General features: G+C 68.1%; 21 protein-coding genes and 1 other RNA gene. 15 read left to right on the forward strand and 7 right to left on the reverse strand.

Features of this window, described 5'->3' with window-relative positions:
- Positions 1-54: 54 nt before the first annotated feature.
- The 5 genes from DKG74_RS19685 (at position 55) to DKG74_RS19705 (ending at position 5,583) form a co-directional block, all read left to right on the forward strand.
- Entirely contained in the window at positions 55-324 is a 270-nt protein-coding gene (locus DKG74_RS19685; RefSeq protein ID WP_133251635.1) for a hypothetical protein, read from the forward strand.
- An 83-nt stretch (positions 325-407) separates the two neighbouring features.
- Positions 408-2,318 (forward strand): asparaginase, encoded by a 1,911-nt coding sequence (locus DKG74_RS19690; protein ID WP_109907894.1) that lies wholly within the window; start codon positions 408-410, stop codon positions 2,316-2,318.
- A 114-nt stretch (positions 2,319-2,432) separates the two neighbouring features.
- A complete protein-coding gene (locus DKG74_RS19695; protein WP_133251636.1) occupies positions 2,433-2,786 on the forward strand; it encodes a LytS/YhcK type 5TM receptor domain-containing protein in 354 nt (117 codons plus the stop codon).
- 131 nt (positions 2,787-2,917) lie between these two features.
- Entirely contained in the window at positions 2,918-4,030 is a 1,113-nt protein-coding gene (locus DKG74_RS19700; protein WP_207779434.1) for an HD domain-containing phosphohydrolase, read from the forward strand.
- Positions 4,027-5,583, forward strand: a complete 1,557-nt coding sequence (locus DKG74_RS19705; protein ID WP_109907896.1) for an HD domain-containing phosphohydrolase — start codon at positions 4,027-4,029, stop codon at positions 5,581-5,583. Before DKG74_RS19700 ends, DKG74_RS19705 begins: the two co-directional genes overlap by 4 nt.
- Here the strand turns inward: DKG74_RS19705 and recR are convergent.
- The 5 genes from recR to ffs form a co-directional block, all read right to left on the reverse strand.
- Positions 5,580-6,191, reverse strand: a complete 612-nt coding sequence (recR, locus tag DKG74_RS19710; protein ID WP_423841705.1) for a recombination mediator RecR — start codon at positions 6,189-6,191, stop codon at positions 5,580-5,582. The genes DKG74_RS19705 and recR overlap by 4 nt on opposite strands.
- 22 nt (positions 6,192-6,213) lie before the next feature.
- Complete coding sequence (locus DKG74_RS19715; RefSeq protein ID WP_109907898.1) at positions 6,214-6,534, reverse strand: YbaB/EbfC family nucleoid-associated protein; 321 nt, start codon at positions 6,532-6,534, stop codon at positions 6,214-6,216.
- 21 nt (positions 6,535-6,555) lie between these two features.
- Entirely contained in the window at positions 6,556-8,388 is a 1,833-nt protein-coding gene (locus tag DKG74_RS19720; protein ID WP_109907899.1) for a DNA polymerase III subunit gamma/tau, read from the reverse strand.
- Between the two features lie 120 nt (positions 8,389-8,508).
- On the reverse strand, positions 8,509-9,654 hold the full coding sequence (locus DKG74_RS19725; protein ID WP_109907900.1) for a GSCFA domain-containing protein: 1,146 nt from the start codon (positions 9,652-9,654) through the stop codon (positions 8,509-8,511).
- A gap of 329 nt (positions 9,655-9,983) precedes the next feature.
- Positions 9,984-10,081: signal recognition particle sRNA small type (ffs, locus tag DKG74_RS19730), an RNA gene on the reverse strand.
- Between the two features lie 142 nt (positions 10,082-10,223).
- Here ffs and DKG74_RS19735 point away from each other — a divergent pair.
- Together DKG74_RS19735 and nudC are read left to right on the forward strand one after the other, a co-directional pair.
- Positions 10,224-10,814 (forward strand): hypothetical protein, encoded by a 591-nt coding sequence (locus DKG74_RS19735; protein WP_133251637.1) that lies wholly within the window; start codon positions 10,224-10,226, stop codon positions 10,812-10,814.
- A gap of 37 nt (positions 10,815-10,851) precedes the next feature.
- On the forward strand, positions 10,852-11,790 hold the full coding sequence (gene nudC, locus DKG74_RS19740) for an NAD(+) diphosphatase (RefSeq protein WP_109907902.1): 939 nt from the start codon (positions 10,852-10,854) through the stop codon (positions 11,788-11,790).
- A gap of 26 nt (positions 11,791-11,816) precedes the next feature.
- Here nudC and DKG74_RS22455 read toward each other — a convergent pair whose 3' ends face one another.
- On the reverse strand, positions 11,817-13,361 hold the full coding sequence (locus tag DKG74_RS22455; protein ID WP_109907903.1) for a calcium-binding protein: 1,545 nt from the start codon (positions 13,359-13,361) through the stop codon (positions 11,817-11,819).
- Positions 13,362-13,451: 90 nt separating this feature from the next.
- Positions 13,452-14,666, reverse strand: coding sequence for a penicillin-binding protein activator (locus tag DKG74_RS19750; RefSeq protein WP_109907904.1), 1,215 nt, complete (start codon positions 14,664-14,666; stop codon positions 13,452-13,454).
- Between the two features lie 122 nt (positions 14,667-14,788).
- On the opposite strand from DKG74_RS19750, the gene rsmI reads away from it, so the two are divergent.
- From rsmI to DKG74_RS19790, 8 genes are all read left to right on the forward strand, one after another.
- Entirely contained in the window at positions 14,789-15,565 is a 777-nt protein-coding gene (gene rsmI, locus DKG74_RS19755; protein WP_243404187.1) for a 16S rRNA (cytidine(1402)-2'-O)-methyltransferase, read from the forward strand.
- On the forward strand, positions 15,562-15,924 hold the full coding sequence (locus DKG74_RS19760) for a YraN family protein (RefSeq protein ID WP_109907905.1): 363 nt from the start codon (positions 15,562-15,564) through the stop codon (positions 15,922-15,924). The genes rsmI and DKG74_RS19760 overlap by 4 nt, the downstream gene beginning before the upstream one ends.
- A gap of 16 nt (positions 15,925-15,940) precedes the next feature.
- Positions 15,941-16,525, forward strand: coding sequence for a BON domain-containing protein (locus DKG74_RS19765; protein ID WP_165837769.1), 585 nt, complete (start codon positions 15,941-15,943; stop codon positions 16,523-16,525).
- A gap of 52 nt (positions 16,526-16,577) precedes the next feature.
- Positions 16,578-17,423: a SirB1 family protein gene (locus DKG74_RS19770; RefSeq protein ID WP_165837770.1), complete on the forward strand. Its 846-nt coding sequence runs from the start codon at positions 16,578-16,580 to the stop codon at positions 17,421-17,423.
- A gap of 13 nt (positions 17,424-17,436) precedes the next feature.
- On the forward strand, positions 17,437-18,381 hold the full coding sequence (gshB, locus tag DKG74_RS19775; protein WP_109907908.1) for a glutathione synthase: 945 nt from the start codon (positions 17,437-17,439) through the stop codon (positions 18,379-18,381).
- Between the two features lie 61 nt (positions 18,382-18,442).
- A complete protein-coding gene (locus DKG74_RS19780) occupies positions 18,443-18,967 on the forward strand; it encodes a PAS domain-containing protein (protein WP_109907909.1) in 525 nt (174 codons plus the stop codon).
- Entirely contained in the window at positions 18,942-20,195 is a 1,254-nt protein-coding gene (locus tag DKG74_RS19785) for a methyl-accepting chemotaxis protein (RefSeq protein WP_109907910.1), read from the forward strand. Before DKG74_RS19780 ends, DKG74_RS19785 begins: the two co-directional genes overlap by 26 nt.
- A 122-nt stretch (positions 20,196-20,317) precedes the next feature.
- Entirely contained in the window at positions 20,318-21,412 is a 1,095-nt protein-coding gene (locus DKG74_RS19790) for a branched-chain amino acid aminotransferase (protein WP_109907911.1), read from the forward strand.
- Positions 21,413-21,426 lie beyond the last annotated feature (14 nt).

Here is a 21,426-nt window from a genome sequence, read left to right on the forward strand (position 1 = left end):
TTAGGCAAGGCGAACCTAGGCTTCGATCCGGCAGCAACGATCGAAGGAATGATCATGCCGGGTTCCATGCCCCATCAGATCGTCTCCCCACGCGCCTTCTTCGACATCGACGTCGGCCGACGCGAGGGTGACATTCTCGGCCACTTCCACGGCCGCGCCATCTACGAGCAGATCAGGGACAGGGCGGGGGTGCGTTTCGCCTTCTTCGGCCTCGCCCCGGTCCTGCCCGACGGGCGGGTCGATACCGCGGCGATCGGACCCGATCAGGGGCTGGTCGACGGCACCCTGCTCTATGTCCGGCAGGGCCGTTCGCGCACGGCCTGACCGCGCCGGCCCTTCAGAGAAATTGACGCCGCGCCCGAACCCGTCTGTCATGGGCCTTCATGGGGCGGGGGCCGGGGTGAGGCATGTCGGACGGTTGGCGTATTCTGATCGGCGTTGCCGGCGGCATTGTCCTCATCGCCCTGCTGTACATCTCCGCCTTCTACCGCGCCGCCGCTTCCGCGCGGCGGCGGCGGCGGCAGGGTCTTGGCCTGCGCATCCCGATCCACGTCCATGCCCCGCATAGCGGGCGGGGCGCCGGCCTGGTCGACGAATGGCGCGTGCTGTGGTCGGGCCTGTCGGGCCTCGTGCTCGACCAGCCGCGCGCCCTGCCGCTGATCGCGGCGCTTCTTGTCGGCGTGCCCGCGTTCCTTCTGCTGATCGACCCGATTCTGTCCGAGCCGCTGCTGTGGGGCGGCCTGGTTCCGGCGGAGGCGCGGGCCGCGATCCCCGGCTGGTTTCGCCTGCTGTGGCTGGCGCTCGCCGTTACGCTGGTGGTCGGCCATGTGCTGTTCATCTGGTATCGGGCCCCCCGCCTGTTGTCCCGCCATTGGCTGGTGCTGAACGACGATGGCGTGATCGAGGTGCCGGGCAGCGCCCTGCCCGCCCTCGACCCGGCGCGCGCCTTCGACCTCGCCGACGAATTGCCGCCCGGCCGGGGCGAGCCGGCACCGGCCGAAACGCTGGCGACGGTGATCCGGCAGGGCCCCTGCGCCGTCGCCTTCGTCCATCTGCCGGGCCAGCCGCGCTGGTACCAGCTGCGCTATGCCGGGATCGTGCCGGCGGACTGGTGGCGCATCGACGTCGGACCGGGCTTCGACCAGTTCGACGACTTCCTCGACCAGCATTACCGTGACGAGGAGGGCAGCGCCCGCCGGCCGCCGCCCGCCCTGGCCGAAGCCTTCCTGCCCCCCGCGCCGACACTGGCGCCGGCCGCCCGGACCCCTGCCGCCCTCCATCTCGACCGTCACATCCTGATCGTTTATACCGGCGGCACCATCGGGATGCGCCCCTCGCCCGATGGCCTCGTGCCACAGGACGACCTGCCCGCCGTGCTCGCCCAGCGGCTGGCGCCGCTCGCCGCCGAATTGCCGGCCTATAGTTTCACCGCCCTGCCCCGCACCATCGACAGCGCCGAAGCGAGCCCGGCCGACTGGGGCACCATCGCCCATGTCATCGCCGCCCATCGCGACAATTACGACGGCTTCGTTGTCCTGCACGGCACCGACACCATGGCCTATACCGCCTCGGCCCTGTCGTTCCTGCTGCGCGGGCTGGAGCGGCCGGCGATCGTCACCGGCGCCCAGTTGCCGCTGGAGGCGGAGGGGAGCGACGCGCTCGGCAATGTCGTCGCCGCGCTGCGCTTCGCGGCGACCGATGTCGACGAGGTCTGCCTCGCCTTCGACGGCGTCCTGCTGCGCGGCAACCGGGCGACCAAGGTCTCGTCCCACGATTTCGCCGCCTTCGACAGCCCCAATCATCCGCCGCTGGCCCGGCTCTCGCCCGGGCCGATGCTCGATCCCGCCGCGCTCGACCGGCCGGCCACGACCATGCCGCTGGACATACCGGCCGGCCTCGGCCGGGCGACGGTGTTCAGCCTGCGCCTTGTCCCCGGCTTTCCGCCCGCCGTGCTCGATGCCGCGCTGGCGGTGCGGCCCGATGCCCTGGTGCTGGAATGCTATGGCAGCGGCACCGTGCCGTCGCTCGATGGCCGGATGCAGGATTTCCTTCAGCGGGCGCGGCGGGCCGGCGTCGCCGTTCTGGTCTTGAGCCAGGCGCCCCATGGCGGCACCCGCCTCGGCACCTATGCCGCCGGCTCGGTCCTGCTGCGCGAAGGCGCGATCGACGGCCACGACATGACGGTCGAGGCGGCGATCGCCAAACTGCACTGCCTGCTGGCCGCGGGCCATCGTGGCGACGGCCTCGCCCGCGCCCTCGGCACCGATCTGGCCGGGGAATGCACCGCCGTCAGGGATTCGTTAGGGACTTCCGCCTAGGCTGTAGCTTTGGAGCATTTTCTCCGGGGCCATGGCGCGGTCGGGTTCATCCTTTGGCCGCGTGGCACCACGCTCCCTTTCACGATAAATCGCCTGGTGGACAACGGGTCATTCATGAACGGTTATTCCGCCATCCTGTCGGCGGGGGGCATCACCCTCATCCTCTTCGTCGCCTTTCTCGCCATCGACACGCTGATCGCCGAGCACCTGCCGCCCGAGCGCCAGAAGATCTCGCGCGATATCGCCATCGTCGCCCTGTCGGCGACGGTCATGTTCTTCCATGTCCACGAGGCGGAAGGCGTCGTTCTCGACCAGCGGGGCTCGGCCATCGCCATCGCCACCCTGTTCGGCGGGCCGGTGACCGGCTTTCTCGCCATGCTCGTCATCGGGGCCATCCGGATTCTGCTGGCGGCGCCCTCGTCTATACCGGCCTCGCCGGGATCGGCGCCGATTTCCTGGTCTGCCTGATCGCCGTCCGGCTGACCGGCGGGCCGGCGAACAATGCCGCCGCCTCCTTCGGCCGCATCCTTCTGCTCGGCATCGCCGCTGGCGCGACCGAAGCCCTGTCGATCCTGTTCGCGCCGGACGAAACCGACCCCGTGGGATTGTTCCTGCTGTTCGGCCCTGCCCTGTTCGGCATCCAGGTCGTGTCGGCCTGCCTGTTCGGCTGGCTGCTGAGCCTGCAGCTGGAACGCCGGGCCGGACGGCGGGCACAGGCGATGATCGACCTCGAGGAACTGGCGCTCAACCACGGCCTCGTTTCCACCCAGGTCGAATTCACCCTGAAATTCGCCCTCGATGGCAGCATTCTCGATGCCAATCAGGCCTATGCCCGGCGCAGCGGCTATCCCTTGCGCGAGCTGTCGCAGATGAATCTGGCCGATCTCAAGCTGCTGGAGCCGGGCGACGATGTGCGCGCCCTGTTCACGCGCATCCGCGCCGCCGGCCGGACCACCTACGAGACGCGCCACCGCACCCGCGCGGGCCAGATCTGGCCCGCCGAGGTCACCGCCGTCTACGACGATGCCGGCGACTATGTGCTGGCTTTCCTGCGCGACATCACCGAACGCAAGGAGGCGGAACGCCATCTGGCGGAAAAAAGCGCCGACCTGCGCCAGGCTCTCGAACAGACCATCGACGCGCTGGCCTCCGCCCTCGTCTATCGCGATCTGTCGTCGGGGGGCCATGCGCATCGGGTGCGCGATCTCGCGGGACGAATCGGCGAGCGCATGGGCCTCCGCCCCGACCGGCTGGAGGGCCTGCGGCTGGCGGCGACCGTGCACAACATCGGCCAGATCCAGACCCCGGCGGAAATCCTGAATCGGCCCCGCGTCCTCGGCCGCGAGGAAATGGACCTGATCCGCCTGCACCCGGCGGCGGGCCACGCCATCCTGCGCGACATCCGCTTTCCCTGGCCCATCGCCGACATCACCCTGCAGCACCACGAAAATTTCGACGGCAGCGGCTATCCCGCCGGTCTTTCGGGCGATGCCATCCTGCTCGACGCGCGGATCATCCGGGTTGCCGACAGTGTCGCCGCCATGATGGCGCATCGGCCATTCCGCCGCGCCCATGACCGCGATTACGCCATCGCCGAACTGCGCCGCCACGCGGGCGACTGGTACGATCCGCTGGTGGTCGTCGCCTGCCTGAACCTGCTGATCGAAGAGCGCTACGAATTTCCCCCGATACCGAAAAGGCCTGCGTCATGACCCGGGAAAAGGAGCTGATGGCGGCCTGGCTGGGCGAAGGCGGCGGTATCGTCTCGGTCATCGACGAATTGCCCCAGCGCCTGATGATCAAGGATCGCCAATCGGTCTATATCGCCTGCAACGAAGCCTATGCCCGCGATCTGGGTCGGCCCGTCGCCGAGATCGTCGGCAGGACCGACGCCGATTTCTTCGCCCCCGAGCTTGCCGCCACCTATGTCCAGGCCGACCAGCGGGTGATGCGGACGGGCGAGGCCCTGACGCTGGAAGAGCCTTTCGTCATCGGCGACCGCCATTCCTGGCTGCGCACCTCGAAGAAGCCGCTGCATGACGACAAGGGCGAGGTGGTCGGCGTCCTGGTGATCTTCGAGGACGTCACCGAGCAGCACGAACTGACCGAATCGCTGCGCCGCCACGACTGGGCCCTGACCGCGCTGCACCGCGCGGGCGAGGCCCTGATCCGCGCCGGCAGCGAGGAAGAGCTGATCGCCGACGTCTGCGCCGCCCTGACCCATGACGATGAATATCCGCTGTGCTGGATCGGCTGGGCGCGTGACGATGAAGCCCGCACGGTCGAGGTCACCTCGACCGCCGGCCGCGCCACCGCCTATGCCGACGGACTGCACATCTCCTGGGGCGACGGTCCGCTGGGGCAGGGGCCGACCGGCCGCGCCATTCGCGAGAACAAGGTGATGGTCAACAATCGCGCCGCCTCGCAAAGCAGCTTCAACCCGTGGAAGGAACGCGCGCTAAAGCACGGTATCGCCGCCTCGATCGCCGTTCCCTTGCAGGCGGGCGACCATGCCATCGGCGCCCTGACCGTCTACGCCCGCAACGAGGACAGCTTCGGCGAGCGCGAAATCGGCCTGTTCCAGGAATTCGCCGGCACGCTGATGTTCGGCATCGAAGCCCGGCGCAATGCCGCCGCCCTCGAAGCGGCGCGGCAAAGCCGGGTCCGCCAGGACGAGAAGCTGCGCGGCGCCCTCGAGGATGCGCTCGCCGCCATCGCCGGTGTGCTCGAACAGCGCGACCCCTATACCGCCGGCCATCAGAAACATGTCGCCGACCTTGCCATCGCCATCGGCCGCGAACTGGGTCTCGATGCCGAACGGCTGCACGCACTCCTTCTGGCCGCGACGGTCCACGACCTCGGCAAGATCGAGGTGCCGGTCGAAATCCTGACCAAGCCCGCCCGCCTAAACCCCGCCGAATTCGCCCTCGTGAAGCGGCACCCCGAAGTCGGCTACCAATTGCTGAAGCGGATCGAGTTCCCCTGGCCCATCGCCGACATCATCCGCCAGCATCACGAGACCATCGACGGCAACGGCTATCCGCAGGGCCTGAAGGGCGACCAGATCCTGATCGAGGCGAAAATCCTGAGCGTCGCTGACATCGTCGAATCCATTTCCTCCGACCGGCCCTACCGCCCGGCCCTCGGTCTCGATCAGGCGATCACGGAAATCGTGAAGATGCGCGGCACCAAACTCGATCCCGTGGTGGTCGATGCCTGCCTGCGCGTGCTGTCCCGGGGCGAATTCACCCCCAACACGCTTTAGGCTTCGGCCGGGCGGCGGGCGCGCAGGGCCGCCGCCAGCGTGCCGTCGTCGAGATAATCCAGCTCGCCGCCGACCGGCACGCCGTGGGCAAGACGCGTGATCGCGATCCCGAAGGGCGCGATCAGACCGGCGACATAATGGGCCGTGGTCTGACCCTCCACCGTCGCGTTGAGGGCGAGCACGATTTCGCTGACCGCCCCGTCGCCGAGCCGGGCCACCAGCTGGCCGATGTGCAGATCGTCAGGCCCGACCCCCGCGATCGCCGACAGATGACCGCCCAGCACATGATAGCGCCCGCGAAACGCGCCCGAGCGTTCGACCGCCCAGAGATCGCCGACATCCTCGACGACGCAGAGGATGGCCGGATCGCGCGTGCCGTCGCGGCAGATCGCGCAAGGGTCGGCGGTGTCGAGATTGCCGCAGACCGAGCAGGGCCGGACCTTGTCCAGCGTCTCGGCCATCGCCGCGGCGAGGGGGGCCATCAGCGCCTCGCGCCGGGCGAGGAGATGCAGCGCGACCCGCCGCGCCGACCGGGGACCGAGCCCGGGCAGCCGGGACAGCAGCTGGATCAGCCGGTCGAGCGCGCCGCCGGGCTCCGGCCCCGCCACCGCCATCAGACGACAACCGTCATCAGAACGGCAGCTTGAAGCCGCCGGGCAGGCCAAGGCCGGCCGTGGCCTTCTGCATTTCCTCGGCCATGCGGACCTCGATCTTGGCCTTGGCGTCGCGATGGGCGGCGACGATCAGGTCTTCCAGCACCTCGGCCTCGTCGGCGACGATCAGGCTGGGGTCGATCTTCACCCGCTTCACGTCGCCCTTGCCGTTCATCACCACCTTCAGCAGGCCGCCGCCGGCGCGGCCCTCGATCTCGACATTGTCGAGACCGCTCTGCATCTCGGTCATCCGGGCCTGCATGGCCTGGGCCTGCTTCATGATTTCGTCGAAGTTCATGGGGCGGGCTCCTTCTCGTCCTCAGTCGTCTTCATTCTCGAGGTCGAAGATGTCGAGAATGGGGGCATCCTCGTCGTGGACCTCCTCGATCTCGGGCACATCGTCGACCGGCCCGGCGGCCTTTCGTTCGCGGATGTCGACGAGGCGGATGCCGGGAAAGGCGGCCTCGAGCGCGCGCACCGGCGCCGATCCCTTCAGCCGCTCTGCGAGGGCGTTCTTCTCCGCCCGGGCACGGTCGCCCAGGGTCTCGCCGCCCTCGTCGAAGGAGGTTTCGATGATCCAGGGCCGGCCGGTCCAGTCCTTCAGCTTGTCGGCAATCTCGCGCAGGCGGTGCTTCTGGGCGTTGGGCGACAGTCGCACCACGACCTTGCCCGGCGCGAAACTGACCGGATGCACGTCGTTCATCAGCAGGGCGTGCAGCATGATCTCGCGGCGCTGGCCGAACAGCGCCACCAGCGCCTCGAAAGTCTCGGGCTGGGGCCGCGCGTCCGGACTATCCACCTTGTTCAGATAGACGACATTGCCTTCCGCGCTGGCGACGGGGGCCCGCCCGGGCGGGGCGGAAACCGCAACGGTCGAGACCGCCAGCGCCGTCGCGCCGCCCCCTCCGTTACCACCACCCCCGTTACCGCCCCCCATGGGCGCGCGAGGCGCGGGGGCACCGCCGGCCCGCTCCTCCTGATATTGCTTCACGAGATCGCCCGGCGTCGGCAGATCGGCGGCATAGGCGAGGCGGATCAGGATCATCTCGGCGGCCGAAAGCGGGCTGGGCGCCTGCCGCACCTCGCCGAGGCCCTTGAGCAGCATCTGCCAGGCCCGCGCCAGCACCGGCATCGACAGGGCGCGGGCAAGGTCGAGACCACGGGTCCGGTCATGTTCCGAAGCCGTCGCCTCGGCCGCCGCCTCGGGCACGATCTTCAGCCGGGTCAGCCAATGGGCGAGTTCGAGCAGATCCTGCAGCACGACGGCGGGATCGGCGCCGGTATCATACTGGTCGCCGAGTTCAGCCAGCGCCGCCTTGGCGTCGCCCCGCATCACCATCTCGAACAGATCGAAGACCCGGGCCCGGTCGGCGAGGCCGAGCATGTCGCGCACCGCCATCTCGTCGACCTGGCCCGCGGCATGGGCGATCGCCTGATCGAGCAGGGACAGCGCGTCGCGCACCGAGCCTTCGGCGGCGCGGGCGATGAGGGCGAGGGCGGCATGGGCGACGCTCGCGCCTTCCTTGCGGGCGATGCCGTCGAGATGGGCGACCAGCCGGTCCTGTTCGATGCGGCGCAGGTCGAAACGCTGGCAGCGCGACAGGACGGTGACCGGCACCTTGCGGATTTCGGTCGTCGCGAAGATGAATTTCACATGGGCCGGCGGCTCTTCCAGCGTCTTCAGCAGGGCGTTGAAGGCACTCGTCGACAGCATGTGCACTTCGTCGATGATATAGACCTTGAAGCGCGCCTGGACGGCGGCGAAGCGCACGCCCTCGATGATCTCGCGGATATCGTTGACGCCGGTGCGACTGGCGGCGTCCATTTCCTGGACGTCGATATGCCGGCTTTCGGCGATGGCGACGCAGTTCACGCATACCCCGCAGGGCTCGACCGTGGGGCCGCCCTTGCCGTCGGGGCCGATGCAGTTCAGGCCCTTGGCGATGATGCGCGCCGTCGTCGTCTTGCCGACGCCGCGCACGCCGGTCAGCATGAAGGCATGGGCGAGACGGCCGGCGGCGATGGCGTTGGTCAGGGTACGAACCATCGCCTCCTGACCGATCAGCTCGGCGAAGTTGGAGGGCCGGTATTTCCGGGCCAATACGCGGTAGGGCTCGGCCGGAGTATCGGCCGGAATCACAGGGTCCGTCATCGGGCGCGATTGTGGCCGCCGGGCGCGATCAGGGCAACAGAGGCGCGACGGAAAAAAGAAAAAGGCATCGCCCGTGTCGAACGATGCCTCTCTCGAACCGGCCCCGATGGGGGCGCGGGACTATTTCGCCTTCGCGGCCTTGAGGGCGCGCCTTTCCGCCTTTTCTTCCCGCTCCTTGATGCGGGCGTCGCGCTCGGCGATGCGTTTCGCCTTCAAGACCTGCTTCTCCACCTGCTCGGCGGGCTTCAGTTCCTTGACCTTGCCCTTCTGGGCATGGGCGAAGGCGCGGGCTTCGCTGTCGGTGCCCTTGGTCAGCTTCTCGTCGGTCGACAGCGCGTCGGTGATGACCTCGCGCAGGCCGGCTTCATCGAAGTCGGTGGTGCAGAAATAACGCTCGAAGGCCTTCATGTTGGTGTCGATGACATGGGCGTGCGGATGCCGCATGTCCATCATGAAGGGGGTGCGGAAGCCCTGCATCACCACTTCATAGGCCGGGAAGTAGAAGAACTTCGGGTCCTTGGCCGCCGAATGCACTTCGTCGATCGCGCTGCGCAGCTTCGCCTTCGAGACCGCGTTGGCGGTGATGCAGGAAACCGGGCGGAAGGTCGCCGCGAGACCGACGGGCGAGAGGGTGAAAATAATGGCCGCGTTCGGGCGATGCTGGCGGATCAGGCTGTAGATCCGCTGCAGGCGCTCCACCGTCTCCGCGTGGGTGGCGACGCGGAACTTGTGGCGGCTGGCATCGAACTTGTCTTCGGGCACGGCGCGCCAGAACACTTCGCCGGTCGGCTCGTCGTACCAGATTTCCGACAGGCCGAAGGTCAGGATGAAGACATCCGCTTCATCGAACAGACGCTTGGTCTCGAGCCGGACATCCTCGTCGTAGCCGTAATCCTCGGCCTTCCAGCCGTGCCACAGCTGAATGTCGGGCACGCGGTTTTCCCAGGCCCATTCGAACTGCTGCGCGATGGCGTAGACATTGACCAGACCGTCGCTGATCTTCTGGATATGCGCCTTGCCTTCGCGCTGGGTGGCGATGGCGAAGCCGAGGTTGTTCAGATAGCGACCGATGTTGGCGGCAAAGCACGAACCGAAAGCGACGATATTGGCATCGGCGCCGATGAACCGCTCCTTCGGCATCCAGCCCTTGAGGATGAACTCCTCGACGGCGCTGGGCTCCCGCAAGGGACCGGCCTTGGGCATCAGGTTCATCACGTCGCCGCGAAAGAAAGAACTGCCCGACGGCGCTGCAGGACTGACCGACATGATATCCCCCAAATAGAGTTAACTGCAGTAAATATGCCTAACCAACCCGTCGACAGACGCGCGCGCGCTGGCCCGATACGGCCATGGCATCACATCGTCGGCTGTCCCGACAAGGCTATTCCATAATTCGCCGACGTTTCAATGGTCCGGATCATGAAACCGCCATCACGGTATCGTCGCATCCCGATCGAATACGCGGGAAACCGCTGCCGAATACTGCCGTCGTCGCGACAGCGACAAAGCCGCGTCCTGCCACGCGCGAAACTGGTCGGAAAAGCGGAGGCGGCGCGACATCGGCGGCGGAGCCACGGCGAACGACGCCGGGGCAGGGTGGGAGGCTGGACAACGACCCAGATCGAATTCGTTACGGCTGCTTCCTTCCGGACCTGACCGGGTTGGCGAGGGACCTGTCCACCGCCAACCTCCCGGCCCCTATATCGTCCAGTTGCGACCGTTCGGCAAGAGGTTTGCGCGAAATTCCCCCACGCCACGCTCACGCCCTTGATTCCGCAGTGCATTTGGTTGGGTTCCCGATGGACGGCGGCGGCTCTATTGGTGACAGTTGCGCCATGAAACGGAAGCGCGGCCCGCTCGGACTCCGAACGGCGGTGGCATTGGCCCTCGCCCTTGGCGGATTCTTGCCTGCCGCCGCCTTTGCCGCCGACCCGGGCGATCCCGCCCCCTGCCGCCGCCTGATCAAGGAAAAATGGGAGATGTCCCGCCCGCTCGACCTCGAGGGATGCCTCGACCGGCTGGCCGGCTCGCCCTCGCCTTACGATCCGAACGGCTACAAGCTGGCGCTGTGGGGCGACGTGCTGCTGGCGACCGACGGCACCGCGCTTTACCAGTCGGCCGATGCCGGCCTGTCGTGGTCCGTGGCGCGTCAGCCAGCGGATGTCACCCGCGCCGCCCTGACCTTCGCGCCCAGCGATCCGCCGCCCCTCGCGCCCGAGACCCCGGCCCCCGCCGAGGCAGCCTCGGGCACCACCGCCGACGCGGCCTCGGCGGCGCGCTATCGCATGTGGCTGGCCCTCGCCCGGCGCTGCGAACCCGCCCTGCCCGACGAGGGCGCTTCCCTGCGCGACCTGCAGTTCAAGGCTTCCGAATGCGAACGCCGCTTGCGTCTGCCGCCGGGTAATGTATCGACGTCGCAGAACTGACGAAGACGCCGGCAAGGCGGCGGGGAGCGTTTGCATCATGTTGGAACCGAGTGCCGCGACCACCTTCGCCGGCAGCCCGCTCGATCGCGCCTCGCATCGGCGCAAGGACGAGGCCTGGCTGGCCGCCCGGCTGAAGGCCGACGACAGCCTGATCCTGCCGCTGTGGCGCACCCGCCCCTTCGTCGTCGAGGAGGGCGGACAGAGCCTGCTCGGCCTGTTGCGACCGGGCATGATCGACGCGCTGGTGGCCGCCGCGCCACCGCCGGTTTTCCTTGGCATGGAGCGGGACGCCGCGGTCTTCGCCGTCGACCTGTCGGCCGGGCCGGACCCGGCGCGGGGCGGCGTGCTGGCCGGTTTTGGCCGCTTCCAGGACTTACGCGCGGCGGCCATGAGCCTGCCTCACGGTGATTGCGCGATCGCAGCCCAGGCCAAGGCGATTCTCGACTGGCACGACCGCCATCGTTTCTGCGCCCAATGCGGCGCCCCGTCCCGGCCGGAAAGCGCCGGCTGGTCGCGCCGCTGCGCCAATGCGGATTGCGGGGCGGAACATTTCCCGCGGACCGATCCCGTGGTGATCATGCTGGCGACACGAGGCGACCGCTGCCTGCTCGGCCGCCAGCCCAAATTCCCGTCCGGTTTCTATTCCGCCCTCGCCGGCTTCGTCGAACCGGGCGAATCCATCGAGGAGGCCGTGCGCCGCGAGGTGATGGAGGAAGCCGGCGTGACGGTCGGCACCGTCACCTATTTCGCGGCCCAGCCCTGGCCCTTTCCCTCGTCCCTGATGATCGGCTGCTTCGCCGAGGCGACGAGCGAGTCGATCACCATCGACGGCGACGAACTGGACGACGCCCGCTGGTTCGACCGATCGACCATCGCCGCCGCGCTGGACGGCCGGGTACCCGACCTCGTCATGCCGCCGCCGCTGGCGATCGCCCATCACCTGGTGAAGGCCTGGGTTTCGCGCGCGGCGGGCTGAGGCCGCGCGCGTGTCTTCCGGCACCGTCACGTCAGGATGAAGTCGCTGGCGGCGAGGGTGATCTTGCCGGCGAGGGTGATCACCATGTCGGCGGCCTTGTCGCCGTCCTCGTCGGCATAGATCGTGGTCGTCGTGCTGGCCCGGACATAGCGGATTTCGCCCGCCACGCCGGTGAAGGCCGCGGTGCCGATGAAACTGTGCACGTCCTCGAAGTCCAGCCAGATCTTGTCGCCCTGGCTCTTGCTGAAATCGGTGATCGTGTCGGTCGCCTTGGCCGTGCTTTCGTCGTACCACCAGTAGTGGAACAAATCCGCCCCGGCGCCGCCCGTCAGCGTGTCGGCACCGGCGCCGCCCCGGATGTCGTCGGCCCCGGTGCCGCCGATCAGCGTGTCCTTGCCGGCGCCGCCCTCGCCATAGCTATAACCATAGTCGATGCTGGCATCGGGCGTGTAATCGGCGAAACGGATGGTGTCGTTGCCATTGCCGCCCTGAACCCAGAAGTAATAGGACTTCACGCCCGTGGCATTGAAGGTATTGCCGAGGTCGGAAAGCACGAAATCCGCGTCGAGGGCCGACGCGGCCGTGACGTCGACCGTGCCGCCGTCGACGATATGAATCTGGAACCCGCCGATATAGTCGAGGCCGACGAGCTGCGCGCCCTTCACATAGGCATCGTAGAAGCGGGAATCGAGAGACTCGATGCCTTTCAGCGTCACGCCGCTGATGTCGATGGGACCGCCCATCTTGACGTCGTTATAGCCGCCACGAAGCGGCGAATCGAGGAGCAGCACATCGTAACCCGCGCCCCCATCGTAGGTTTCCCCGGCCACGACCTCGGTCGGCAGGATGATGCGCAACTCGTCGTCGCCATTGCCGCCTTTCAGCGAATCCTTGCCGAGGCCGCCCACCAGCAGGTCATTGCCGTCCCCGCCATTGATCACATTGGCGCCGTCGTTGCCGACGATCTGGTTGTTCAGCGCATTGCCCGTGCCGTTGATCTTGGCCGTGCCCATCAGGAAGAGATGCTCGACATTGGCCGACAGCGTGTAGGTGGCCGTGGCATAGACCACGTCACGATTGGACGCCCCCTCGGCCTCGACGATCTTGTCGTTGGTCGAATCGACGTAATAGACGTCGTTGCCGTTGCCCCCTTCCATCACGTCGTCGCCGGTGCCGCCGTCGAGGATGTCGCGGCCGGAGCCACCATAGAGCTTGTCGTTGCCATCCCCGCCGATCAGCCAGTCGTCACCGCGCCCGCCGCTCAGACTGTTGACCCCGCTGTTGCCGAAGATCGTGTTGTTGCCGTCGTTGCCCGTGCCGTTGATCGCGGCGGTCCCCGTCAATTCAAGGAACTCCACATCCGCGGGCAGCTTGTAGGTGACCGAGGACTTCACCCTGTCGGTGCCCGCGCCCGGCTCTTCGATCACGACGTCGCCGGTGGAATCGACGATATAGACATCGTTGCCGGCGAGACCGCTCATCGTGTCCTTGCCGGTCTTGCCGTCGATCACGTCATCCGCGCTCGTCCCGGTCAGGGTATCGTTGCCTGTCGTCCCGTTCACCGCCGCCATGTAACCAGCCCCCTCTCGCCCCGAACAATACGGCGATGGTAGCTGCGGGGGACGCCGTTGCCGTCCCCCGAACGGGTGAAGTCACAAAAATCAGAAGCCCTGGCCGGCGAAGGTATCGGGGGCGGGGCGAATCACCCGGGGGCCGCTGCCGGTCACTTCCATGATGGCGAGACCGTGCTGGGGCGTGCCGTCGGCGCGGAAGCGGAACAGGCCGTCGACCCCGGCGAAACCGTCGGGCGAGGCAAGACCGCGCGCCGAATCGGTGAATCCGCCCGGCTGGCGCGCCAGCAGCACGGCAAGGGTCATGGCGTCATAGGCCTGGGCCGCGATGCGCGGCGGGCGGTCGCCGAAGGTGCCCTGATAATGAGCGGCGAAACGCTCGAACCGGTCGGGTGCCGGACCGGCGAACCAGCCGCCGAGGGTCAGGGGATCGCTGCCGAGGTCGGAGCCCGACCACTGGTCGGTGCCAAGCAGCCGGACCGAGCGGCCATCGAAGCCGAGCCCGGCGAGGGTCGCCGTCACCTGACGGAGCGCGGCGCCGCCCTCGGGCACCAGGATGGCGTCGACCGGCATCCGCCCGTCCGGCCCGGGGGTGACCAGGGCGCGCAGCATCTCGCTCGGCTGCAGGCTGCCCGAGCGATAGCGTTCGGTATAGACGACGGTGCCGCCATTGGCGCCGACCGCGAGATCGAAGGCGGCGGCGGCGACATCGCCGTAAGCCCCCGTCGGCAGCAGGGCGGCGAAGCGGGTCATGCCCGCGCCGGCAGCATAGGAGACGACGGCCGCGACCTGTTCCTCGGGCATGAAGCCCATCAGATAGACGCCATTGCCCGCCGCGCTGCGGTCGGTGGAAAAGCCGAGCATGGTCACGCCCCGGCGCCGCGCCTCGCCCGCCGCCGCCTTGACCGAGGTCGCGCCGAGCGGCCCGATGACGAGGCCGGCGCCATTGCCGAGGACATTCTGCGTCGCGCCGACCGCCGTCGCCGCCGAGGCGCCGGCATCGGCCTGCAGCAATTCGATATCGGGCGCGTTCAGGTCGAACAGCGCCAGCTGGGCGGCGTTCTGCAGGGCCTGACCGACCGCGGCGGCCTGCCCGGTGGCCGGCAGCACGACGCCGATCTGAATGCCGCGCGGCTGCACGGGCGCGATGGGGGCGGCCGTGATGGGTGACGGCGGCGGCGCGCCCGCGCTACTATTGCCGCCGGAACCGGTACATGCGGCCAGGACGAGGCCGGCGAGGGCGAAGACGGATGAACGGAACAGAGGCCAGCGGAACCCCGCAGCCGTCTTTGCCAGAGGATGCACCGGACCTTACTCCCGCGTTCGAGCCAGACGGCGGCCAAGGTAGCGGCGGCGGGCGGCCAAGTAAACCGCGCCCCGGCCTGCATCTGGTCGCGACCCCCATCGGCAACGCCCGCGACATCACCTTGCGCGCGCTCGATACCCTGCGGGGCGCCGATCTCGTGCTGTGCGAGGATACGCGCGTCACCAGCCGCCTGATGCAGATCCATGGCCTGCACAAGCCGCTGATGCCATATCACGACCACAACGCGGCGAAAGTGCGGCCCGAGGTGATGGCGCGGCTGGCGCAGGGCGCGGTGATCGCCCTCGTTTCCGACGCCGGCACTCCCCTTGTCTCCGATCCGGGTTATCGCCTCGTCGTCGACGCGGTGGCGGCCGGCATCCCTGTCACCACCCTGCCCGGCGCCTCGTCGGTGCTGGCGGCCCTGACCCTCGCCGCGCTGCCGACCGACCGTTTCCTCTTCGCCGGTTTCCTGCCGCCGAAAAGCGCCGCCCGGCGCGAGACCCTGCAGGAACTGGCCGGGGTGCGCAGCAGCCTCGTCTTTCTCGAATCGGCGCAGCGCCTCGACGACATGCTGGCGGATGCCGCCGCCGTGCTCGGTCCCCGGCCCGCCGCGGTCGCCCGCGAGCTGACCAAATTGTTCGAGGAGGTGCGACGCGACACGCTCGACACGCTCGCCGCCCATTACCGCGAGGCCGGCCCGCCCAAGGGCGAGGTCGTCGTGGTGATCGGACCGCCGCTTGAGACCGCGACGCCCGATGCCGCCGACCTCGACACCGCGCTGCGCGCCGAACTCGCCCATGCCGGGCCATCGGCCGCCGCCGCCAAGGTCGCCGCCGCCTTCGGCCTGCCCAGGCGCGACGTCTATGCCCGCGCCCTCGCCCTGAAGGAGGCGCCTTGAGCGAGGCGAAGCGCCGGGCCCAGCGCCACGGCCGCTGGGCCGAGACCGCGGCCGGCCTGCTGCTGCTCGCCAAGGGCTATCGCATCCTCGAGCGGGACTGGCGCTGCAAGGCGGGGGAGATCGACCTGATCGCGCGCCGGCGCCACATCCTCGCCTTCATCGAGGTCAAGCATCGCCCCAGCATCGACGCCGCAGGCGATTCGATCGGGGTCCGCCAGCAGGCGCGCATCGCCCGGGCAGCCACCGTCTATCTGCGGCAGCGGCCGGCGCTGGCCGGCCTCGACCTGCGCTTCGATGCGATCCTTGTGGTGCCCTGGCGCCTGCCCGCCCATATTAGGGGCGCGTGGCGAATCGACTGACGCAACGGGAAGAGTAATGAACGGAAAGAATGCCGCAGCCCTGACCGCCCTCGTGATCGCAATGCCCCTGATGGGCGGCTGCGTCGCCGCCGCCGTCGGCGCGGTCGGCACCGCCGGCTATGTCGCGGCCCAGAACCGCGCCCCCGGTCAGGTGGCCGACGATTCCGCGATCCGCATCGACATCAACGACAAGCTGCTGAAACGCTCCACCAGCCTGTTCTCCAATGTCAGCGTCGAGGTGGTGCGCGGCCGGGTGCTGCTGGTCGGCACGGTCGCCAGTTCCGCCGACAAGGAAGAAGCGGGCAATATCGCCAGGGCCTGCGAGGGCGTGAAGGAAGTCGACAACCAGATCCAGCTGGCCGACGACGGCGGCATCGGCGGCTATGCCGGCGACAGCTGGATCACCACCAAGGTGAAATCCAACCTGGTCACCGATTTCTCGCTGAACGGCTTCTCGATCGGAGTCGAAACCGTTAACGGCATCGTCTATCTTTCAGGCGTCGTGCGCAGCGATGCCCAGCGCGACAAGGCGGTGGAAATCGCCCGTTCGATCTCCGGCGTGCAGAAGGTCGTCTCGGCGATCCAGATTTCGCCGGAATGAGGGTGTCGCGCAGATCGGGGCCGGGACACCGGCCGCTTACGTAATGAAGGCCATGTCCAAGCTGGAACCCGTGCCGCTTCGCCCGGAAGAGATCGAGGAAGCCCTCGACGCCGTCGGCCGCCTCGACGACCGTGCCATCGACCTCGCGGGGACCGCGCTGCTGCTGGCCGCGCTGGACCGGCCCGGGCTGTCGCTGGCACCCTATCGCGGCCATCTCGACGATCTGGTGGCGGCCCTGCGCGACGCTTCGGCGACGACGGCGATCGAGGTCGCGGGCGCGCTGCAGCGCCTGTTCTTCGAGCGTTTCGGTTATGACGGCGACCGCCTGACCTATGACGATCCGCAGAACGCCAATCTGATCCGCGTGATCGACCGCCGGAAGGGCCTGCCGGTCGCCCTTGGCGTCCTGTTCGCCCATGCCGCGCGCGGCGCCGGCTTCACCCTCGACGGGATCGCCTTCCCCGGCCATTTCCTGATGCGCCTGTCGGTGAAGGGCGAGCATCTGATCCTCGACCCCTTCAATGGCGGCCGCGTGCTCGATGCCATGGAACTTCGCCGCCTCGCCAAGCAGCTGATGGGGCCGGAACAGGAACTGACCCCCGCGCTGACCGACACGGTCGGCAATCGCGCCGTCCTGCTGCGCCTGCAGAACAATCTGAAGTCCCGGGCCGAATCCGAGGGCAAGGTGGAGCGGGTGGCGCAGATCGCGCGTTCCATGCTGCGGCTTGCGCCGGAACACGCCGGCCTGTGGCTCGAATATGGCAAGGCCGAGCATCAGCTGGGCCGGCTGGGCGCCGCCACCGGCGCCCTGCGCAACTGCATCGAACATTCCCTCGACGGTTTCGAGACCATCGAGGCCCAGCGGCTGCTGGAAGAACTGCGCCGCAGCCTGAACTGACAAGGCCCCCCCGATGTCCCTTTCCGTCGCCATCCAGATGGACCCGGTCGAGTCCTTCGACATCGCCGTCGATTCGACCTTCCGCCTCGGCCTCGAGGCGCAGGCCCGTGGGCACAGGCTCTGCTATTACCTGCCGCGCGACCTGTCGCTGAAGAACGGCAAGGTCGTCGCCTTCGCCCGCGATCTCGAACTGCGCCGGGTGAAGGGCGATCATTTTACCGCCGGGCCGGGCCGGGAAATCGACCTGTCGAGCCAGGACGTCGTTCTGATGCGCCAGGATCCGCCCTTCGACATGGCCTATATCACGGCGACCCACATCCTCGAGCACATTCACCCGAAGACCCTCGTCGTCAACGACCCGGTGGAGGTGCGCAACGCGCCCGAGAAGCTGTTCGTCACCCATTTCCCGCAGCTGATGCCGCCGACCCTGATCACCTCGCGCAAGGCCGAGGTCGAGGCCTTCCGCGAAGTCCACAAGGACATCATCGTGAAGCCGCTGTTCGGCAATGGCGGAGCCGGCGTCTTCCACCTGAAGCCGGGCGACGAGAATCTGGGCAGCCTGCTCGAGACCTTCACCCAGCTCTACCGCGAGCCGATCATCGTTCAGCGCTACCTGCCGGAAGTCCGCCTCGGCGACAAGCGCATCATCCTGGTCGACGGCAAGCCGGTCGGCGCCATCAACCGGGTGCCGGCGGATGGCGAGGCCCGCTCCAACCTCCATGTCGGCGGCACTGCGGTGCGCAGCACCCTGACCCCGCGCGAGATCGAGATCTGCGACACCATCGGCCCGGTGCTGGCGAAAAAGGGCCAGATTTTCGTCGGCATCGACGTGATCGGCGACTATCTGACCGAAATCAACGTGACCAGCCCGACCGGCATCCAGCAGATCGAAGCCTTCGACGGCACAAATGTCGCAGCCCTGATCTGGGACGCGATCGAGAATCGCCGGAAAAGTTAACCCGCTGTTCACCCGGGAAGGCGCCCCATACCCGTAAATTGTCTATGGGTATGGAGAGACCATGTCGCGCCCGACCATACGGCCGACCGACCGTGAAATCTTTTTCGCTGCCGACGACGTCATCGTCAGCAAGACGGACCTCAAGGGCATCATCACCTATGCCAATGACGTCTTCCTGGGCATCGCCGGCTATCGGGAAACGGAAGTTCTGGGCCAGCCCCACAACCTGATCCGCCACCCCGACATGCCGCGCGCCGTCTTCGCCCTGCTCTGGCAGGAGGTGCAGGCCGGCCGCGAAATCTTCGCCTATGTGAAGAACATGGCGAAGTCCGGCGACTATTACTGGGTGCTGGCCCATGTCACGCCGAGCCGCGATGCCACGGGCAAGGTGGTGGGCTACCACTCCAACCGCCGCACGCCCGAGCGCCAGGCGGTGGCCGCCGTCGCCCCGCTCTACGACACCATCCGCAAGCTCGAACAGGCAGAGGCCAGCCCGAAGGACGGCCTCGCCGCCGGCCTTGGCGCGATCGAGCAGCATCTGTCCCGCCTGGGGGTGAGCTATGGCGAATTCATCTTCTCTCTTTAATTTCCATCGCCGCCGCGAGACCGCCGCGCAGGCCGACGCCCGCGACGAGACCATCGCCCGCCTCGAAGCCGACAATGCCCGCCTGCGCGAAGCCATGGACAAGGCGAGCGAAGCCTGCCGCCGCATCGCCGGGGGCGATTTCGAGGCGCGGGTGACATTGATCGAGCATCTGGGCGACGCCGTGCCCTTCCTCAATCACCTGAACCGCGCCTTCGACCTGACCGACGTCTTCATCCGCGAAAGCGTCGCCTGCCTCGAACAGGCGGCCCAGGGCCATTACTACCGGCCCTTCCTCGAAACCGGCATGACCGGCGCCTTCCGGCTGGGCGCGCGCACCATGAACGAGACGCGCAACCGCATGAAGACGATGCAGGACGAAGCGAAGGCCCAGCGCCTGCGCCTTGCCGGCGACTTCGAGGCGAGCGTCGGCGAAGTTGTCTCGACCATGGCCGCCGCCGCCTCGCGCATGACCGGCACCGCCGGGGGCGTCGCCGACATCGCGACCTCGACCCAGTCGCGCGCCGCCGCCGTCGCCGCCGCGGCGGAAGAGACCGCGGCCGGCAGCGAGGCCGTCGCCGCCGCCACCAACGAACTGGCCGCCTCGATCAGCGAGATCAGCCGACAGGTCCACCTGACCTCCGACCTTTCCGGCAATGTCGCGGGCGAGGCCGAGTCGGCCGCCCGCAACATGAACGAGCTGGCGGCGGCGGCCCAGTCGATCGACGGCGTCGTCAAGATGATCCAGCAGATCGCCAGCCAGACCAATCTTCTCGCCCTCAACGCGACGATCGAGGCGGCCCGCGCGGGCGAGGCCGGCAAGGGCTTCGCCGTCGTCGCCGCCGAGGTGAAGACCCTCGCGCGCCAGACGGCGGAGGCCACGGTGCGCATCGGCGCCCAGGCCGAGGACATGAAGGCCCTGACCGACAATGCGGTCGCCGGCATCGGCCGCATCACCGGCGCCAGCGAGCAGTTGCGCGATGCCGCCGCCTCGATTTCCAGCGCGGTCGAGGAACAGACCGCCGCGACCGGGGAAATCGGCCACAATGTCGAACAGGTGGCGGCCGGCAACCGGAACATCACCGGCCATATCGCCGATGTTTCGGCGGCGGCCGAGGAAACCTCGACCGCCGCGGGGACCATGACCCAGTCGGCGGCGGCCCTCGCCGACATGGCGCGCCGGCTGCAGGGCGAGATCGAGGATTTCCTCGGGGCGATCCGCGCGGTCTGACCCGGTCCGGCGCCCCGTCAAGACTTCTGCACTTGCAGCCGCCGCGGCGTAGTCCTATCCAGAGGCGATGACGGCGGATCTGGCGGGGTTCGCCGTGCCGAAGACATCGAGGACCATCGCAGATGACAAATCATGGGTCGCAGGGTTTCCGCAAAGTCGCCCACCCGAGCCCGATGCCCGATCCCGAGCGCATCGAACTGATACGCAACCCGGGTTTCGGTCGCGCCTTCTCCGACCACATGGTCACCATCACCTGGACGGCGGATCGCGGCTGGCATGAGATGACCATCGGGCCGCGCGGCCCCCTGTCGCTCAGCCCGGCGGCGGCCGTGCTGCATTACGCCCAGGAAATCTTCGAGGGCCTGAAGGCCTATCGCACCTCGTCGGGCGAGATCACCCTGTTCCGTCCGGACATGAACGCGCGCCGCTTCGCCCTCTCGGCCGAGCGGCTGGCCATGCCGGCCCTGCCCGACAATCTGTTCATCGAGTCGGTCGAGGCGCTGACGTCGATCGACCGGGCCTGGATCCCGGACGGCGAGGGCAGCCTTTATCTCCGCCCCTTCATGATCGCGACCGAGCCTTTCCTCGGCGTGCGTCCGGCGGCCGAATATCTCTATGTCGTCATCGCCAGCGCCGTCGGCCCCTATTTCAGCGGCGGCAAGTCGACCATCACGGTCTGGGTGTCCGAAGATTACACCCGCGCCGCCAAGGGTGGCACCGGCGCCGCCAAATGCGGCGGCAACTATGCCGCCAGCCTGACCGCCCAGGCCGTTGCCAGCGCCGAGGGCTGCGACCAGGTGCTGTTCCTCGATTCCGCCGAACACCGCTGGATCGAGGAATTGGGCGGCATGAACATCTTCCTCGTGTTCGAGGACGGCAGCCTGCAGACGCCGCCCATCGGCGGCACCATCCTGCCCGGCATCACCCGCGATTCCCTGATCCGCCTCGCCCGCGAGGAAGGCCGGGTGGTGCGCGAGGAGCCCTATGCCTTCGACCAGCTGAAGGCCGATGTCGCCTCGGGCCGGTTGCGCGAAGCCTTCGCCTGCGGCACCGCCGCCGTCATCTCGCCCATCGGCAAGCTGAAGACCACGGACGGGCCCATCGTGATCGGCGACGGCAATGCCGGCGAAGTCTCGCTGGCGCTGAAACGCAAGCTGGTCGGCATCCAGCGCGGCGACGTGCCCGACAGCTTCGGCTGGCTGCACAAGATCGCCTGAACCGGCGGCCACTC

The sequence above is a fragment of the Zavarzinia aquatilis genome (genome assembly GCF_003173035.1).
Taxonomy (GTDB): domain Bacteria; phylum Pseudomonadota; class Alphaproteobacteria; order Zavarziniales; family Zavarziniaceae; genus Zavarzinia; species Zavarzinia aquatilis.

Coding starts and splice junctions, on each gene's coding strand:
- DKG74_RS19685 (WP_133251635.1), top strand. CDS start 55: ATGCCGGGTTCCATGCCCCATCAGATCGTCTCCCCACGCGCCTTCTTC.
- DKG74_RS19690 (WP_109907894.1), top strand. CDS start 408: ATGTCGGACGGTTGGCGTATTCTGATCGGCGTTGCCGGCGGCATTGTC.
- DKG74_RS19695 (WP_133251636.1), top strand. CDS start 2,433: ATGAACGGTTATTCCGCCATCCTGTCGGCGGGGGGCATCACCCTCATC.
- DKG74_RS19705 (WP_109907896.1), top strand. CDS start 4,027: ATGACCCGGGAAAAGGAGCTGATGGCGGCCTGGCTGGGCGAAGGCGGC.
- DKG74_RS19715 (WP_109907898.1), bottom strand. CDS start 6,534: ATGAACTTCGACGAAATCATGAAGCAGGCCCAGGCCATGCAGGCCCGG.
- DKG74_RS19720 (WP_109907899.1), bottom strand. CDS start 8,388: ATGACGGACCCTGTGATTCCGGCCGATACTCCGGCCGAGCCCTACCGC.
- DKG74_RS19725 (WP_109907900.1), bottom strand. CDS start 9,654: ATGTCGGTCAGTCCTGCAGCGCCGTCGGGCAGTTCTTTCTTTCGCGGC.
- DKG74_RS19735 (WP_133251637.1), top strand. CDS start 10,224: ATGAAACGGAAGCGCGGCCCGCTCGGACTCCGAACGGCGGTGGCATTG.
- nudC (WP_109907902.1), top strand. CDS start 10,852: ATGTTGGAACCGAGTGCCGCGACCACCTTCGCCGGCAGCCCGCTCGAT.
- DKG74_RS22455 (WP_109907903.1), bottom strand. CDS start 13,361: ATGGCGGCGGTGAACGGGACGACAGGCAACGATACCCTGACCGGGACG.
- DKG74_RS19765 (WP_165837769.1), top strand. CDS start 15,941: ATGAACGGAAAGAATGCCGCAGCCCTGACCGCCCTCGTGATCGCAATG.
- DKG74_RS19770 (WP_165837770.1), top strand. CDS start 16,578: ATGTCCAAGCTGGAACCCGTGCCGCTTCGCCCGGAAGAGATCGAGGAA.
- gshB (WP_109907908.1), top strand. CDS start 17,437: ATGTCCCTTTCCGTCGCCATCCAGATGGACCCGGTCGAGTCCTTCGAC.
- DKG74_RS19780 (WP_109907909.1), top strand. CDS start 18,443: ATGTCGCGCCCGACCATACGGCCGACCGACCGTGAAATCTTTTTCGCT.
- DKG74_RS19785 (WP_109907910.1), top strand. CDS start 18,942: ATGGCGAATTCATCTTCTCTCTTTAATTTCCATCGCCGCCGCGAGACC.
- DKG74_RS19790 (WP_109907911.1), top strand. CDS start 20,318: ATGACAAATCATGGGTCGCAGGGTTTCCGCAAAGTCGCCCACCCGAGC.